The 15,659-nt window shown below is 45.6% G+C and carries 13 protein-coding genes and 1 pseudogene; 3 read left to right on the top strand and 11 right to left on the bottom strand.

Going from position 1 to position 15,659, the window contains the following annotated elements; genetic code table 11:
- Positions 1–16 precede the first annotated feature (16 nt).
- The 8 genes and pseudogenes from ACOGW3_RS25580 to ACOGW3_RS25545 all read right to left on the bottom strand — a co-directional run bounded on the left by ACOGW3_RS25580 (position 17) and on the right by ACOGW3_RS25545 (position 11,110).
- Positions 17–1,639: a bifunctional metallophosphatase/5'-nucleotidase gene (locus ACOGW3_RS25580; RefSeq protein WP_419905512.1), complete on the bottom strand. Its 1,623-nt coding sequence runs from the start codon at positions 1,637–1,639 to the stop codon at positions 17–19.
- 89 nt (positions 1,640–1,728) lie between these two features.
- On the bottom strand, positions 1,729–3,165 hold the full coding sequence (locus ACOGW3_RS25575; RefSeq protein WP_419905511.1) for an MATE family efflux transporter: 1,437 nt from the start codon (positions 3,163–3,165) through the stop codon (positions 1,729–1,731).
- 44 nt (positions 3,166–3,209) lie between these two features.
- Positions 3,210–5,699: a cation:proton antiporter gene (locus tag ACOGW3_RS25570; protein WP_419905510.1), complete on the bottom strand. Its 2,490-nt coding sequence runs from the start codon at positions 5,697–5,699 to the stop codon at positions 3,210–3,212.
- A gap of 101 nt (positions 5,700–5,800) precedes the next feature.
- A pseudogene (locus ACOGW3_RS25565) lies at positions 5,801–7,345 on the bottom strand (PAS domain-containing sensor histidine kinase).
- Between the two features lie 337 nt (positions 7,346–7,682).
- Positions 7,683–9,089, bottom strand: a complete 1,407-nt coding sequence (locus tag ACOGW3_RS25560; protein WP_419905509.1) for an MATE family efflux transporter — start codon at positions 9,087–9,089, stop codon at positions 7,683–7,685.
- Positions 9,090–9,304: 215 nt separating this feature from the next.
- Positions 9,305–10,132, bottom strand: a complete 828-nt coding sequence (locus ACOGW3_RS25555; RefSeq protein ID WP_419905508.1) for a ferritin-like domain-containing protein — start codon at positions 10,130–10,132, stop codon at positions 9,305–9,307.
- Positions 10,133–10,191: 59 nt separating this feature from the next.
- A complete protein-coding gene (locus tag ACOGW3_RS25550; protein WP_419905507.1) occupies positions 10,192–10,824 on the bottom strand; it encodes a hypothetical protein in 633 nt (210 codons plus the stop codon).
- Complete coding sequence (locus tag ACOGW3_RS25545) at positions 10,796–11,110, bottom strand: hypothetical protein (protein ID WP_419905506.1); 315 nt, start codon at positions 11,108–11,110, stop codon at positions 10,796–10,798. The genes ACOGW3_RS25550 and ACOGW3_RS25545 overlap by 29 nt, the downstream gene beginning before the upstream one ends.
- On the opposite strand from ACOGW3_RS25545, the gene ACOGW3_RS25540 reads away from it, so the two are divergent.
- Positions 11,097–12,329, top strand: coding sequence for an ISL3 family transposase (locus ACOGW3_RS25540; protein ID WP_419901077.1), 1,233 nt, complete (start codon positions 11,097–11,099; stop codon positions 12,327–12,329). The genes ACOGW3_RS25545 and ACOGW3_RS25540 overlap by 14 nt on opposite strands.
- 2 nt (positions 12,330–12,331) lie before the next feature.
- On the opposite strand, the gene ACOGW3_RS25535 is transcribed toward ACOGW3_RS25540, so the two are convergent.
- Complete coding sequence (locus tag ACOGW3_RS25535; RefSeq protein WP_419905505.1) at positions 12,332–12,604, bottom strand: hypothetical protein; 273 nt, start codon at positions 12,602–12,604, stop codon at positions 12,332–12,334.
- A gap of 163 nt (positions 12,605–12,767) precedes the next feature.
- Between ACOGW3_RS25535 and ACOGW3_RS25530 the strand changes: the two genes are divergently transcribed.
- The gene (locus tag ACOGW3_RS25530; RefSeq protein WP_419905504.1) at positions 12,768–13,388 is read left to right on the top strand and encodes a hypothetical protein; all 621 of its coding nucleotides are present in this window, start codon (positions 12,768–12,770) and stop codon (positions 13,386–13,388) included.
- Positions 13,389–13,450: 62 nt separating this feature from the next.
- Here the strand turns inward: ACOGW3_RS25530 and bcp are convergent, their stop codons facing one another.
- Positions 13,451–13,921 carry a thioredoxin-dependent thiol peroxidase gene (gene bcp / locus ACOGW3_RS25525; protein ID WP_419905503.1) on the bottom strand — a complete coding sequence of 157 codons (471 nt, stop codon included), beginning with the start codon at positions 13,919–13,921 and terminating at the stop codon, positions 13,451–13,453.
- A 385-nt stretch (positions 13,922–14,306) separates the two neighbouring features.
- Entirely contained in the window at positions 14,307–14,438 is a 132-nt protein-coding gene (locus tag ACOGW3_RS25520; RefSeq protein WP_419905502.1) for a hypothetical protein, read from the bottom strand.
- On the opposite strand from ACOGW3_RS25520, the gene ACOGW3_RS25515 reads away from it, so the two are divergent.
- Entirely contained in the window at positions 14,425–15,657 is a 1,233-nt protein-coding gene (locus ACOGW3_RS25515) for an ISL3 family transposase (protein ID WP_419901077.1), read from the top strand. The genes ACOGW3_RS25520 and ACOGW3_RS25515 overlap by 14 nt on opposite strands.
- Positions 15,658–15,659 lie beyond the last annotated feature (2 nt).

The following is a 15,659-nucleotide window of genomic DNA, read 5'->3' as shown; positions in this document are numbered from 1 at the left end:
AAATTAACTCAATAAATCACTTGATCTGAATACGATCTTCAAGTCGAACGGTAATCGGAGAGAACTTCGCCAGATATTCTGCGACGGCATCTTCGAGCCTTGGTCCAAGATGGCGCGAGGTGATCGCATCTGTTGCGAAAATATCATAGCCATCGCCGCCCTTTGCCAGGTAATCGTTCGTAGCAAGGAGATACATTCGGTTAAATTCTAAGGGAGAAAAACCAGTTTCTTTATTCCCGATTTCTACGCTAAGGACACGGTGTCCTGGTGATGCTTCAGGATCCCATTGTACACGCATTCCGGCGACTTGAGGGAAGCGGCCTGCAATATCCTCAGTTTGAGAAAAACCGTTTTCTAATGCCGTAATGATGTCTGTTCCGGATACTTTGAGAAGGGTGATCCGGTTTCTGAAAGGCAGGACGGTAAGGATTTGACCCCAACTTATAGAACCCGAGCTGATAGACGCGCGTAACCCACCACCGTTTTGAATGACAATCTCAACACCCCGCTTTTTAAAACGCCATAACATGGCATCGGCAACCATATTTCCCATTGTGCATTCACGTACTCGGCACTCAGAGCGCAAGCCATTTAAGGTAGCGGTGGTTACGCCAATCTTGGTTTTGCGGATATCATCCAGTTGCCGATTAAGAGCATCAACCTGATTTTTAATATCGGGGTCTTCATCAAAACCTTGATCTAGTAAGACGGTATCGCCCGAAGAACTCGTCACATTGCCATTGTCGTCAAAAGTGAGAGTTATTTCGCCGTAATATTTCCCATATCCATAAGCTTGTACTATCGGGGTAGGCTGTTTGTTTGGACTTGATATTAAAACAGGGTAAGGCCCATCAGCTTTATTAACATTATTGGATAAAAGAGTTTTGCTATGGGCTCCGACGATGAGGTCGATGCCCGAAATTTTGGTCGCAATCACTTTGTCTGTTTTAAAGCCGAGATGGGAGAGAAGAATGATTTTATTGATGCCTTCACTTTCCAGTTTTGTGACAAGATCCCGCAACGCTTCAGTTGCATCTCCAAAATGGATTTTATTACCTGCGTTAGACAGTTCAGCTGTATCTTCTGTAATCGCACCAATGACAGCGATTTCCTCACCGCCACGATCTAGGATTACATGGGTTTTAATTTGCCCCTTGAGCACAGAGCTATCATCAAAAATGGTATTGGCGCTAATGACGGGGAAATTGGCCTTTGATAAAAAGCGTCTCAGGACACCCGGGCCGCCATCAAACTCGTGATTGCCTAAAGCCATCGCGTCTAAATTCATCTGATTCAACAACTCTACAGATGCCAATCCTTGGAAACGGGCATAGAAGATTGATCCTTCAAAATCATCGCCGCCATGAAGGAAGATCGACTCATTACCTTGGGATAACAAGGCTTCACGTCGAGCATTGATTTCCTTTGCCAGCCGGGCGTAGCCCCCAAAACATTTCTTGAGTAAAAGGTCTTCTTCGTTACAGGTATTGTTATACTTGTTAATGGGAAGAATACGGGAATGAAGGTCATTGATGTGAAGTACAGTCAATGAGTAGTCGGCCCAAACAGGGGTCGAATTTATTATTGCCCCGAGCACTATCCCGCAAATAAGGATAATGCGGATCGGAATTTGTCTCATCTCTTCCTCCAATCGGCTATTCGAGTATAAAGATGATTGGTTAACCTGATGTTTCTCTTGGGAAAGGTTTTTTTATTTTTTTGGAAAGATTAAATGACTTTACTCTTTGAAGATAAAACGAGAACTCTTGGCGTTCCAAGATTACCGATCCTCTTATGGGCGACCACGAACAGGATTAGCCCCGAAAGAATCAGTCCGCTCCATACGGCGGCAAAAACCGCTGCCCATACTCCCCAGGTACCCCAATCCAACACATAGACGAAGAGAGCTGCAAATCCGGCTGAGGCAAATATTTGTCTGTAGATACCAATCCAAACCGTCCAAATCGGCCGTTTTATGCCTTGTAAAAAAGACATCATCGCAAAAAGAGTAAGGTAGGCTGGTAGCATAGGAGCCGCCAATAATAGATAGTCAAAACCGATATCGATGACGGCTGGGTCGGAGGTGAAGAGGCTTAGTAAAAGTTTTCCCCCAAACAAGAGAAGCAGGGCGCCCGCAAGCATCATGGCTGTGCCAACACTAACGCACCACCAAAAGGCGTAACGTATTCGGTCAAAAGCCTGAGCCCCAAAATTTTGAGCAATGATGGGGAGGAGGACTATCGTAAGTCCGAGACCAGGAAGAAGGATGAGCTGTTCAATGCGAAGGGCAATACCATAAGCTGCGACCGCGGTTGCCCCGAAAGGCTGTAAAAAAAACTGGATGACGAAAACACCCATGGTGATGGTCAGGAAGTTGAGACTGGCTGGGGCCCCCTGGGACATGATGTCTTTCACGGTTTGCCAGCGCAGGAGGAAGCAATTCAGACGGCTATGTTCCATCACCCTTGAACCCAGAGCCTGCCGCAGCATGTACAGAGCCACGCCCCATTCAATAACCACAGTTGATGTGGCGAGACCGTCAAAACCCAGGCCGTTAAAACCAAGTTCGGGAATAGTGGTAATACCGGGTATGCCAAAAATAAACAGGGGATTGAGGATACAGTTTGCGAGAAAACCACCTATAAGGGCGTGTTGATTACTTACCGTATCTCCTTGTGCACTTAAAATTCCGTTGGCAGCAAATGCAATCATAAAGGCTGGAGCTGCGAACATGATGATACGTAGGTAAGCGATGGCAAGTTCCCGATAGCCGTTGGAAACGCCGAGGAGGTCAAGCAAGAGAGGGGTTGCGTAATAGCCTCCTATACCAATGATGATCGAAAAGAGACCAGCAAAGCTTAACCCTTGTGCCGCGAGGTCTTTGGCATCCGTATGCTTCTTTGCTCCAATAGCAGAGCCCACCAATGCGGATATGCCCTGACCCAGCCCAATGCCGAACGCGATCAGGATAAAGAAAACAGTAAAAGAAACCGATAACCCCGCCTGGGCATCGGTAGAGATCATGCCCGCGTAAAAGGTATCAACAACGTTATATAGCGTGTTGAACAGCATACCGATGCCCGCAGGAATGGCCAGAGCACGGAAATGTCCCGAAATTTGGCCATGAACCAGATCGCGTTCTCTGTTTTTTTTCTGCTTTGCCAAAGGGGGATGTCCCTCAATTTATACCTGGTGCTATCTCGGAAGCATTAGCTATTTGCTTCATTCATTGCTTTGCGTTTTTCGGCGATCTCGTCGAGTTTACCACGCCAGTTCGGATGGGAACGAACCAGTTCATTAAAGGTATCGACTTCGAGCAATAGCAGGTGTGAATAACTGATTGATTTGACATCGGCACTGCGTTGAGCTTCGTCGAGTAGTGCCATTTCTCCAAAAAAGTCACCGTGCCCAAGCCTGTAAAGCTCATCTCCAACTCTAATTTCTACCGCCCCACTGGCTATGAAGTATAAGCCATCGGCACGATCTCCTTTGTGGAAAACAAAAGCATCATCAGCAAGTATTCTTGGGGTTAGTTGATTGGCGATTTGTGCGAGTTCTTCCAACTGTAAATCAGCAAAGACCGGAAAGGATGTCAGCAGATCTGCTGTCGTTGCCTTGATGTCGACAATCGTTTTAGGGCGGCTTATCGCGTGAATAGAATTTGCCTCATTACTCAGACTGCGGGCAAGGTCGTCACTGATTATTCCAGAATCTCGGAGGGATTCAATCTGGTCAACTTCTTCCTGATAGGCAAACCGTTCCAAAACACTGTGATCCAGGGTTCGTGCAAATTTCGGGTATTGCAATCGCAAAGCATCGAGGTGACGTTCAATTTCATCAAGCCGTTGATTGAGTATTTCATGGAGTATTTCTAGGGGACGCTCTCCTAGCAAAGACCCAAGTTTGAGGTCAAGAAAGACGACCAGTTCCATAACCATAATACGGCTGATCATTAAGAACTGAAAATGTTTACCCAGATGAGCAGCCAGGGGACGATTGACCCCTAACTGGCTATGAGCCCAACTCAGGATGCGAAAGTTGAGGCTCTGCTTATATGGTTTTCGAGCAGCGTTGAGATACCCGAGACGACCATCTTCTCTGGTTGCGTCGATCATGTTCTCGACAGCCAAAAGGTATTGATCGAGAAGGCGATGAGGTAAAACACTGCTGAGGCGTTGTTCAAACAGAAGGGTTTTTTCCTGATTGGCCAAAGCGACAAGGCCAAGGGTCAAACGTTCCTTATCACTAATCTCTTCTTCAAAAGACCTATCCTCCGCTACACGAGAGAGACGATTGCTATAGGGTTTAATCGCTATATCTACAAGTTGGGAGTCCAACTCAAATCGCTCAGCAAAACTGCTTAGACCCGTACGGACAGTTGATAGGGATTGGGTGAGAACCTGAGTCCGAAAGGCACGCTCTATGGGAGAGAGCTGATCCAGTTTAAGCCAACGCATAAGGGAGGTGAGAGTCGTTCCTTGAACCAGAAGGGTGAAAAGAGCAAATCCTGTGGCCTGGATGGCAATAAACCGTTGGGTTTGTGGATCTATAAGGTGGTTTTCTGTAACGGCAAGTGCCAACGCAAGAGTGACGGCTCCACGCAAACCGCCCCAGATTATGACAACTTTGGTTGGGTTGTTAACCCTCTGAGTTACTTTCGTAGCCGCTAGAATAGGGAATATACCAAAGAGAATTATGGCTCTGGCAATGAGAGCAGTCGTAACGGCAACCAAGGTTGTAAGAAGGTCCGAGAAAACAAAATCGGAGAGGAGGTCTGGAACCACAAGAGCAGCGAGGACAAAAACGAGTCCCCCGGCCCACCAGGCAAGTTGGTCCAGGGTTTCCTGGAAGAACTTGAAAGTTTCTGGCTGGACCCGTGAACGTGCCATTGCACTTAGGACAAGGCCACTGGTAACGACTGCAACAACCCCGGATGTTTCAATGTATGTGTTAGCAATACTATAAACGACAAAGGGCAGAGCCACGGTAATCGTCACTTGTGCGGCCCGAAATGATTTTAACCAGGTCAGGAGGAAAATAGCTAAGCGTCCAAAAATTAAACCAGTTAAAATGCCGCCAGAAAAAGAAGAGAAAAGCTGTTTTAGTATATAACCCTGTTCGTGCTCACCACCAGAAATTGCCAGAGCAAGAAATGCACTGAATGCGGCGATTGCTGTTGCATCATTGAGCAGGCTTTCCCCTTCGACCAACCGGGTAAGGCGGGCCGGGGCGCCGAGATCTCTGAACAAGGCAATGACAGCACTGGGATCTGTTGTTGCGACAATCGCACCAAATAAAAGACAGACAACTAACGGCGCAGAGGAGACAAGTGAGACAGCCCCGCCGATAAGGCCTAATGCTACCATGACCCCTAAAACAGCTAGAAATATCACCGGGATGGTATCTTGTGCCAGGCGCCGGACATCGATGGTAATTGCGCCTTGGAATAAGAGGATTGGCAGTAGAACGTCAAGAAAAGTGGCCGAGGACACGGGGATATTTATGACTAGGGCTGCGACCTCGTTAAATTTGTCGGTTAGCGTGGTATGTAATAACCAGTTTGCCCCAAGAGCAATAAGAACACCTACGCCCCCCAGAACAACGGTAAAAGGTAACCCGCTTCGTCTTGCGATAGGTTGTGTGCAAGCGATAACGATTAACAGTGCTGCTATGGTGAGAACAATATCTGAAATCGGCAAGTGATTGTCCCAAACTTATTTAAGGTATTATTTATGGGGTAATCATAGAGGATCACAAATCGAGATGAGAAACCAGAAATAGGAGCAATATTGAAAAAATATTATAAGACCTCAGAGGCCTCTACGGTTCGTTCTGGGGAGAAATCAAGGGTAACAGTCGTACCCACTCCAACTTCACTGTAAATATTCAAAATACCGTCGTGAAGCTCGGTCAGCATTTTACTGAGAGAAAGCCCTAAGCCCGTGCCTTCATGGGCCGTTCTCGCATTCGTTCGGGCTTGCCCAAATGGCGCAAGTACGTGGGAGATATCATCTTATTCGATACCGCACCCTGTATCAGAGATACTGAAGGTGATACCCCTGTTATCGTTTTTTGTAAGAACGAGTGTTATCCTACCCTCAGCCTGGGTGAATTTGACTGAATTGGACAGTAGGTTGAGGATAATCTGGCGGATAATTCTCTCATCACCTCTGAAGTAAACGTTGCCCTCACTGCTCTCAACAATGATATCGAGGGCAGCAACATCTTGTTTTCCTCGAATTATTTGCAGGCAAGCTGCAATGGTGTCTTTCAGGTCAAGAGTGTCTTCGTTGAGGACAAATTCACCTGCTTCGACCTTTGATATATCAAGAACATCGTTGATTAGGTTTAACAGGTGTTCCCCTGAATGATGCACGTCGTTGATATATTCCCGATACTTCGGGTGGCCGAGATCACCGAGTAGTTCATCTCGCATGACTTGGGTAAAGCCAAGTATCGAATTGAGAGGCGTGCGTAATTCGTGGCTCATGTGCGCCAAAAATTCGGATTTTGTATTGTTGGCTATATCGGCTTCGTCTTTGGCTTTAACCAAAGCAATCTCGGTTGATTTGAGATCTGTGATGTCTTTTTGGATGCTAACAATGTTGCCTTCATCGGTCACACGGTCACTCAATAAAAGATAACGGCCATCTTTGAGTTGGACCACGATAGATCTTGGCGGGCCTTTTTCCATGTCTTCGCGACGGTGAATATAATTCTCGTGATCCGCATCTTTGATAAGAACGGTACCTCGTTCCATATCCAACACACCAAGTCGACGTCCCGAAGTTCCAACTCTGACTTCTTCGTCGCTATAGCCGTAAAATTCCTTGAACTTTGAATTACAGATTATCAGACGGCCATCCTGGCCATAGAGGACGAAACCTTCACTCATGGCTTCAAGGGCATCAATGAGAATTTTCCGCGAAGTTACGACAGAATTCTTAACCTGAAGTTCTTCGGTAATGTCATAACCCGTAAATAAAATATAACTCTTGGAGCTAATTGTAATGGCCTGAATTGTGACGGAAAAATCGTGTAAAACACCACTTTTCCCGCGAAGACAGGTATGGAATCTGCTGACAACTTTATCGGTTTTAATCCGACGGATCATTTCCAGGCGTTGGTCGGGATGGAGCCAGATTTTGAGCTCTTCAGAGGTTCGGCCAACGACTTCATCTCGTTCGTATTCAAGGATTGATAGCCATGCATCGCTTATGGCTACAATCAACCCTGTAATGGGATCGGTAATGACAATATAGTTGCCAGAAGCACTAAAAAGTGCACCTAGAAGTTCTGTGGGATCGAGAGCAAGATCGGGCAACAAAGAATCAAGCGCAGGCATACACGTCCTCTAGCAACAAACCAAAACTAACCTTAACCGACCCGGGTGCGAGTTCCCAGGTGCGAGTTCCTCGACGGGAGATAGATCTTTAAATCCTCGGTATATTTACCCAAAACCATTCAACTTTGAGAGGCTTTGGACGAAAGGCAGATGCAAAATAACAGAAAAGGCTAGTGCATGGCAAATCGGTATATAAATGATTTATACCCAGAGTTGAATGCTCGGCTTGTATGCTTAGTGCTTCAATCAGTTCTTCTAAGTTATTTTTTTGATAATGATTTTGTTGGGAGTGGTTATTCCGCCCACTGGAAACGTAACCCTTGGCCGAATACTCCTCTTATGCCGTCTGATTTGTTACTGGCGAGGACCTGAATAAACCCAATTTATAGCCTGTTCTACTCGCATTTTGAGTAAGAACAACCGCTGTCAACAATACCATCAATATTTCAGTTAAAGGGCCGACATGCCAAATACCGATTTCACCAAAAAATTGCGGCAGGATATAAGTAAGCGGTAAGGAGAACAGATAAGTTCTGGTCAGTCCGATTAGGGCAGAGCGTTTGGCATCCCCAATAGCCTGGAAGAAACCAGACAGGATCATGCTGGGGCCAAAGGAGAAATAAAGCATGGTAATAAGTGGCAATATCCTGCCGGTTTCAGCGGCGATCTGGGGATCGTTGACAAAGATAAATCCGAGATCGTCTGAGAAGACGTTAAACAGTGTTTGCAAACCTGCGCAGTAAATAAAGGCGGCAAGGGCAGCGAGCTTTAAACTGTTATTTACCCGGGGCCAAATCTGAGCACCCTGATTATTTCCAGCAATAGTTTGAAACGCGATGTTCAATCCAAGAAGGGGAAGGTAGCTAAAGGTCAGTATTCTGGTCACGATGCCATAAGCTGTCACTGTTGCTTCGTAGTTTTCATTTCCCCATTGCTGAAGAGAATAAAAAACGGCACCGGATGTGAGCGATACACCGAGATATCCCAGGCTGACGGGCGCGCCGAGAGCGAGATATTCACGCCAAAAAGAGCTTAATTTCTGTGTGCCAACATTTGCCATGGTAATGACAGAGTGTGTGTTGAAACGATAGAGAATGACGGTGCATAAAGATAGGAATTGCGCCAGCAAGGTTCCATAAGCTGATCCCGCGACACCGAGGTCTAGTTCTACGATGAGTATGTAGTTGAAAACGACATTCAACAGGGTGGAAAGTACTGATATGAAGGTCATGAAAGCCAATTTCCCCTCACACCTGAAAGCATCGGCACTGACCGTCAGCATAAAAACCAGAGGAGAGAAAAAGATCAGCAAAGATATGTAGGTGTATCCCATCTCGGACAGCTCAGGGGATCCCTTGGTTACCCAATTGATCAGTTCACTTCCTCCGGCTAAAAACAGTGCGATGAGGACAATGCAAACAAGGGCTGATAAAACCAGGGCACTGGCATAAGCAGAACTGGAGACGGCGTGTTTTCCTGCCCCCAAAAGCCGGGCGAGGACACTTGAAAATCCCCCGGATACCCACGTTGAAAGCGCGACGATGAGCATAAAAACCGGGAACATCATGGTAACGGCCGTGAGCGCGTTCGCTCCGACAAACTCACCAAGGAAATAGGCATCAACAAGCGTGAAAAGCCCGTTCACCTGCATGATCAGAATAATGGGTGTAGCCGTTTTGAGAAACAGTTTTGGCAGGGATCCAAAAAGGAACATGTTCTCTGAATTATTGGCTGGTTGGCTCACAGGGATTACCTCGGGTTAATCAACTTGGCTAGATCGTCGTTAGGTCTTGATTTTATTGCGGAGTAGGAAAGGCAGATAATCGCTGAGGAAGCGGTCGGGCTGTTAAATGATATGTAAATTATGGAATAGAAGGATACGAGAAGCGATTATAAGGCAAAGACCTAAACTGTCTTAACTTTTCTTGCTCTCTGTATGGATTTCTGAGTATCCCGCTTTTATAGATCGGCAATCGGGCCGTAAAAATCTATCGGGAAGTCAGCTTTATTGCGACCTTCTTCATTGAAGGGAGGTTTTACCCGTCCTTTAAAAAGGGTGAGGATAATATTTTGCCAGCTTTCAATTGGGTCTTCGTTGTCTTGCGCACACAGGTACTCAAACCACCTTTTGCCCTTGGCGACATGTGTGATCTCATCATCGTAAATCACCTGTAGACGATCTGCACTTTCAAAGTCCTTTACCGCTTTGAGTTTTTTGATGATGCCGGGTGTAACATCAATGCCTCGGGCTTCGAGTACCATGGGAACGACGGCAAGCCGTGCTTTCAAATTGTGTTCTGTGACTTCTGCCCCTTTCCATAATCCGGCGTGCGCAGGAAGGGCTCCATAAAAAGATCCGAGTTGATCCAGCCTTTCACATAGCAAAAGGTGGTGACGGGCTTCGTCATCAGCAACCGATACCCAATCATCGTAAAACCCCTTAGGCATTGGGGTCGAAGCAAAGCGGGCAATGATATCCCAGCAGAGGTTAATCGCGTGAAGTTCAATGTGGGTCAGAGCGTGGAGCATGGCCACGCGGCCTTCTACTTCCTGAGTGACTTTGCGGCGCGGTACCTCTTGGGGCGGAACCAGAACGGGCTTTTTTTCACGCGCAGGCTCCTTTGGAATTGGCGCAATTCCGACTTCCGAAATCTCTCCGCTTTGCCACGCCTTGGCAAAGCACCGGGTTGCTTCAGCCTTTTCAATAGAATTGGCAATACTAAGCGCGGTTACGGCTGCTTGAGCTAAACTTGTTGGGACTAAGCTATCTTGTCGTTGTTGTGTCATCGTCGATCCCGATAGCATCTCATTGGGGTTAAACAGGAAGCCGTAATGTTCAGCGGAGACTACGCAAACAGGATTTCAAAATCAATGCTGTCCTGCGTTTTGTAAAAATCATCAGGTAGAGTAAAGGTCATGCCAATTATGGTATCTTCGTAGACGAAATAATCAACGCTGACAGGTTGTGATACCAGGTTGTTTTCGTCCAGATATATCTCTTCATCAACGGTGACGATTTCAATATCATCCTCGAATATGTCATCTTGTTGAAGAATGTAGAATTCTTCTCCCGGTTTTAAACTTTCCCAGGAATTGTTTTCGGTATTGTTGTCGAACATGTTCAGCAAGTCATTGTTGACGACCAGAAAGTGATAGTCATCCATACTAAATAGAGCCAGCTCTTCATCAAAATAGAGGAGGTCATCATCATCCAATTCAATCGTGATGTAGTCATCCAAATCGAAAATATGGAGTTGTTTGTCATCACTGTATTTTGACAAGCTTACACTGGTTTTGTTTTGTAACTTACTTATGTCCAGTAATTTGAAATTATCGTGCGTCAATAAGTTATCAAGTAAAGACAAAGTCTTATCTTCTTCGGTCTCCAGACTTAAAGTAACTGGGTTTTCTGCTGGATCAATGAAATCGTTTATTGATAAGTGGGACTGTTCATTGGTCGTGCTCTTGGAGGGGGACACTATACCTGTATGAGGATCGGATGGAGTGTCCAAAAGAAGGTCTTCTGGATTGGAAACAGTTGTGTCGTCTGGAGATTGCTCTTCCATTGTTGGTGCCGCTTTTGCAAAATTTGACTGCACCAACACAAAGAAAAGAGCTTCTATATATAGAGCAGTGTAAAGTCGTTTGAAAAAACTGGCTCTTCTCCGCTTTGTTGAGTAGAAAAAGATGCCGACCGCCAAGTAACCTGTTGATATGTATGGTTTCTGATAACTTTACATAGAGCAGGTATATGACAATCAACATCTCGCAGCATATTTTAGGCCTCAAAGGGCAACGTGTAAATGAAATTAAACTGGATGACGGCGGTGTTAAGATTGTCATTCACTGCAGCCGAGACGCGCGTAGGAGGGCTATAGACCCTGCTACAGGCCAGAAGGGAAGCATCAACCAGCATGTCCGCCGACAAGTAAACGACATCCCCCTTTTTGGGTATCCTTGTGTGGTCGAGATTGAGCTGGCGCAGGTTTATATTAACAAGGGCGAACGCCGCATTGAGGGGTGTGATTTTGTTGATAAAGGGTGCCGTTTCACTCACCGATTTTGCCGACTGATCAGTGGATTATGTCGGCATATGTCTATTCAAGCGGTTTCCAGACATTTGGATATACGATGGGAAACGGTCAAGAATATCGACAGGGCATACCTTATTGAAACTCTCCCTACGCTTGATCCTGCAGAGCTAACTGGCTTGGAATATATTGGTGTAGATGAAGTTGCCCGGGCGAAAGGTCATGACTACATGACGGTGGTCTACGATATGGTTGGCGGTCATCTGATCTGGGTTGAAGCAGGCCGAACTGCCGAGGTTTTTTCAAGGTTTTTGAAACAACTGCAACCAGATACAGCCTGCAAAATAAAGGCCGTAGCGATGGATATGGGGCCTGCCTACCAAAAGGCTGTCAGAGAGTCCTTGCCGTTGGCCGACATAGTATTTGACCGTTTCCACGTCATGAAAAACTACAGCAAAGCTATCCATAATCAGCGTCGACTTGAGTTCAGAAAGGCCGATCCAAGTGGTAAAGAGTTGATGAAAGGGACGCATTATCTGTTGCTCAAAAATGCGGATAAGTTGAGTGAAAAACAAAGTGACAAGCTGCAAAGGTTGCTGGAGAGCAATAGCAACCTGAATGCACTTTACGTCTTGAAAGAACAGCTTCAGCTGCTGTGGAGTGCCGCTTCATTTGAGGCGATGGCGGAGCAACTGGAACGTTGGTGCCTGATAGCAGATCAGTCACAGATGCTCTATCTAAAAAAGTTCGCGAAATCCCTACGGAAACATTGTGTGGGCATCTGCAACTACGCCAAACACAAGCTCACAAGCGCCAGGATAGAGGCTGGTAATGTCAGTATAGGAATGATCCGTAAGCGAGCCAGAGGCATCAAGGATACCGAATACTTCAAACTCAAAATTAGACAATCATCCATTCCAGATAATCAATCTATGCTCTATTTGAAATCCTAAATCTACTCAACAAAGCGGAGAAGAGCCAAAAAACTTGGCACTTTTGCCGTTTTTTGTATTTCAGCATTTATGATTTCATTGGAAGGGCTAAGCAAACCGCTCTGTTGTTTATCCGAAGGCGCATTAATCGTCGTGGGTTCGTCTGTATATTGGTCGGGTGTATCGCTTGAACGTATTGAATGATTATCAATGACACGGGGACTCTTCTGTTGCTCAGAATCAAATTTCCGAGAAGATTTCAGGAGTTTATATATTTTCTGAAAATCTTTTAACATTGTATTGGCAGATATTCCCCATTCCTAATGGATCACACTTAAACCGGGAGAATATGTCATAAGCGTGACGTCGTAGGTTACGCGCCAAGTTTAACTCTATTGTAATGCATTTACATCACTCTGCCTTCAGCCATTTGAAGAGATATCCGGGAGAAGTCCTGTTATGGAGAAGAGTTCTGCTAAGCTTAAAACCCTGTTGGTGACAGCTGTTTGCGGTTTCTGTTTTATTGCTCCAGTACTCGCTGAGGGGACGTATATTGATGAGCGTCCGGTTAAAGAAGGAATATTGTTTGAGCAATATAACGACTGGCAAGCCGGCGCGGAGGCATTTCACACCGAAGACGGTGAACTGAGAACGATTTGCTCAATCCACACAGGAGGAGATGGCGACAACTCCATTACTGTATCTATCTCCAATGGTGATGTGTTGCCTCCCGATGGCATGCCATATGTTGAATATCAAGAAGCGACAGCCCGTGGATATCCGACACAATTACAACAAAACCAAGCTGTTCTTTGGATCATATATACAGATGGTAAGGGGGCCAGTTATCAATCCGAGGCTTATACCGGTATTGATGAGGAAGGTATTCCCTACGCAAATGTCAGTGTAAATGGCGATGAGCTAGGAATTTTACGCGGGTTTGCCAAAGGTAATAAAGTGGTGCTGCTCGATGAGTATTCAGGCGGAGATTTCTATGTTGCTTCTTTAAGAGGATTTTCCGCGGCATACCGTAAAATGTCAGCCTGGTGTGGATTTTCTCCAGACAGTGTATTGAAGTAATCCCCAAAAAAGATATCTGATGCTTTTAAGCTGTATTTTTCTTGGGGACCTTCGTTAGTACCTTACTGTGTAAGCTCTACTACGGCAGCCTTGACCTCGGCCACATGGTTTTTAACTTTAACCTTGCGCCATATTTTTTGGATTATACCGTCGGGATCGATCAGGAAGGTAGCTCGTTCGATCCCCATGTACTCTCTGCCATACAGCTTTTTGAGAACCCAAACTCCATAAGCCTCACAGATCTCACCATCGAGATCCGCCACCAGATCAAAGGTCAATTCGTTCTTGGCGATGAAGTTGTCGTGGCGTTTCACGCTGTCCTTGGATACGCCAATGACAGTTGCATTGAGCTTGGAGAAATCTGGCAAAGCATCACGAAATTCACAGGCTTCCGTCGTGCAGCCCGGTGTGGAATCTTTCGGATAAAAATAAAGAACAATCGACTGGCCCTTAAGCGAACTCAAGCTCAATTCGCCACCACCATTAATCGGTGCAGTGAAATCCGGGGCAGCATTGCCAACTTCAAGTGTCATTATAGTCATCCTGTTGTGTATGATTTTTGATTTGTAAGTGGTTCATGGATCAGGATCAAGGACAGTCTTTCTCGTGGTGGGTATCATGTTGGGAGTTTTGTTTAGGCATGAAGTGTTACTATGGATTGTAATAATTTGTTGTATTTTATGAACTCTTCGGGAATGTTGTTTGGGTTGTGTTTGCATTAATGAATTCAATTCATACCCATCATTGAAGATTTAACGTAACGAAAATTAATTTTTGAGTGTGTATTCATGATCAATACTAATTTACGTAAAATGTTTAAAGTTTTGCTTCTGTTTGGGATAATATTTCCTACGCCGACTTATTCTTCAGGTGCTGTTGACATGAAAGCGGCGATTAAAAAATACATAACGAATAATGTTATTGGAATAAGAAAGAAACCTGGCTCTTCTCCGCTTTGTTGAGTAGAAAAAGATGCCGACCGCCAAGTAACCTGTTGATATGTATGGTTTCTGATAACTTTACATAGAGCAGGTATATGACAATCAACATCTCGCAGCATATTTTAGGCCTCAAAGGGCAACGTGTAAATGAAATTAAACTGGATGACGGCGGTGTTAAGATTGTCATTCACTGCAGCCGAGACGCGCGTAGGAGGGCTATAGACCCTGCTACAGGCCAGAAGGGAAGCATCAACCAGCATGTCCGCCGACAAGTAAACGACATCCCCCTTTTTGGGTATCCTTGTGTGGTCGAGATTGAGCTGGCGCAGGTTTATATTAACAAGGGCGAACGCCGCATTGAGGGGTGTGATTTTGTTGATAAAGGGTGCCGTTTCACTCACCGATTTTGCCGACTGATCAGTGGATTATGTCGGCATATGTCTATTCAAGCGGTTTCCAGACATTTGGATATACGATGGGAAACGGTCAAGAATATCGACAGGGCATACCTTATTGAAACTCTCCCTACGCTTGATCCTGCAGAGCTAACTGGCTTGGAATATATTGGTGTAGATGAAGTTGCCCGGGCGAAAGGTCATGACTACATGACGGTGGTCTACGATATGGTTGGCGGTCATCTGATCTGGGTTGAAGCAGGCCGAACTGCCGAGGTTTTTTCAAGGTTTTTGAAACAACTGCAACCAGATACAGCCTGCAAAATAAAGGCCGTAGCGATGGATATGGGGCCTGCCTACCAAAAGGCTGTCAGAGAGTCCTTGCCGTTGGCCGACATAGTATTTGACCGTTTCCACGTCATGAAAAACTACAGCAAAGCTATCCATAATCAGCGTCGACTTGAGTTCAGAAAGGCCGATCCAAGTGGTAAAGAGTTGATGAAAGGGACGCATTATCTGTTGCTCAAAAATGCGGATAAGTTGAGTGAAAAACAAAGTGACAAGCTGCAAAGGTTGCTGGAGAGCAATAGCAACCTGAATGCACTTTACGTCTTGAAAGAACAGCTTCAGCTGCTGTGGAGTGCCGCTTCATTTGAGGCGATGGCGGAGCAACTGGAACGTTGGTGCCTGATAGCAGATCAGTCACAGATGCTCTATCTAAAAAAGTTCGCGAAATCCCTACGGAAACATTGTGTGGGCATCTGCAACTACGCCAAACACAAGCTCACAAGCGCCAGGATAGAGGCTGGTAATGTCAGTATAGGAATGATCCGTAAGCGAGCCAGAGGCATCAAGGATACCGAATACTTCAAACTCAAAATTAGACAATCATCCATTCCAGATAATCAATCTATGCTCTATTTGAAATCCTAAAT

The sequence above is a fragment of the Kiloniella sp. genome (assembly GCF_965205715.1).
Classification (GTDB): Bacteria; Pseudomonadota; Alphaproteobacteria; order Kiloniellales; family Kiloniellaceae; genus Kiloniella.
The sequence above is the reverse complement of the archived record's forward strand: the minus strand, read 5'-3'. Positions and strand labels throughout refer to the sequence as shown.

Excerpts from the sequence above, each read along its gene's own strand:
- ACOGW3_RS25580 (WP_419905512.1), bottom strand. The coding sequence starts at position 1,639 with ATGAGACAAATTCCGATCCGCATTATCCTTATTTGCGGGATAGTGCTC.
- ACOGW3_RS25555 (WP_419905508.1), bottom strand. The coding sequence starts at position 10,132 with ATGACACAACAACGACAAGATAGCTTAGTCCCAACAAGTTTAGCTCAA.
- ACOGW3_RS25540 (WP_419901077.1), top strand. The coding sequence starts at position 11,097 with ATGACAATCAACATCTCGCAGCATATTTTAGGCCTCAAAGGGCAACGT.
- ACOGW3_RS25545 (WP_419905506.1), bottom strand. The coding sequence starts at position 11,110 with ATGTTGATTGTCATATACCTGCTCTATGTAAAGTTATCAGAAACCATA.
- ACOGW3_RS25535 (WP_419905505.1), bottom strand. The coding sequence starts at position 12,604 with ATGTTAAAAGATTTTCAGAAAATATATAAACTCCTGAAATCTTCTCGG.
- ACOGW3_RS25530 (WP_419905504.1), top strand. The coding sequence starts at position 12,768 with ATGGAGAAGAGTTCTGCTAAGCTTAAAACCCTGTTGGTGACAGCTGTT.
- bcp (WP_419905503.1), bottom strand. The coding sequence starts at position 13,921 with ATGACACTTGAAGTTGGCAATGCTGCCCCGGATTTCACTGCACCGATT.
- ACOGW3_RS25515 (WP_419901077.1), top strand. The coding sequence starts at position 14,425 with ATGACAATCAACATCTCGCAGCATATTTTAGGCCTCAAAGGGCAACGT.
- ACOGW3_RS25520 (WP_419905502.1), bottom strand. The coding sequence starts at position 14,438 with ATGTTGATTGTCATATACCTGCTCTATGTAAAGTTATCAGAAACCATA.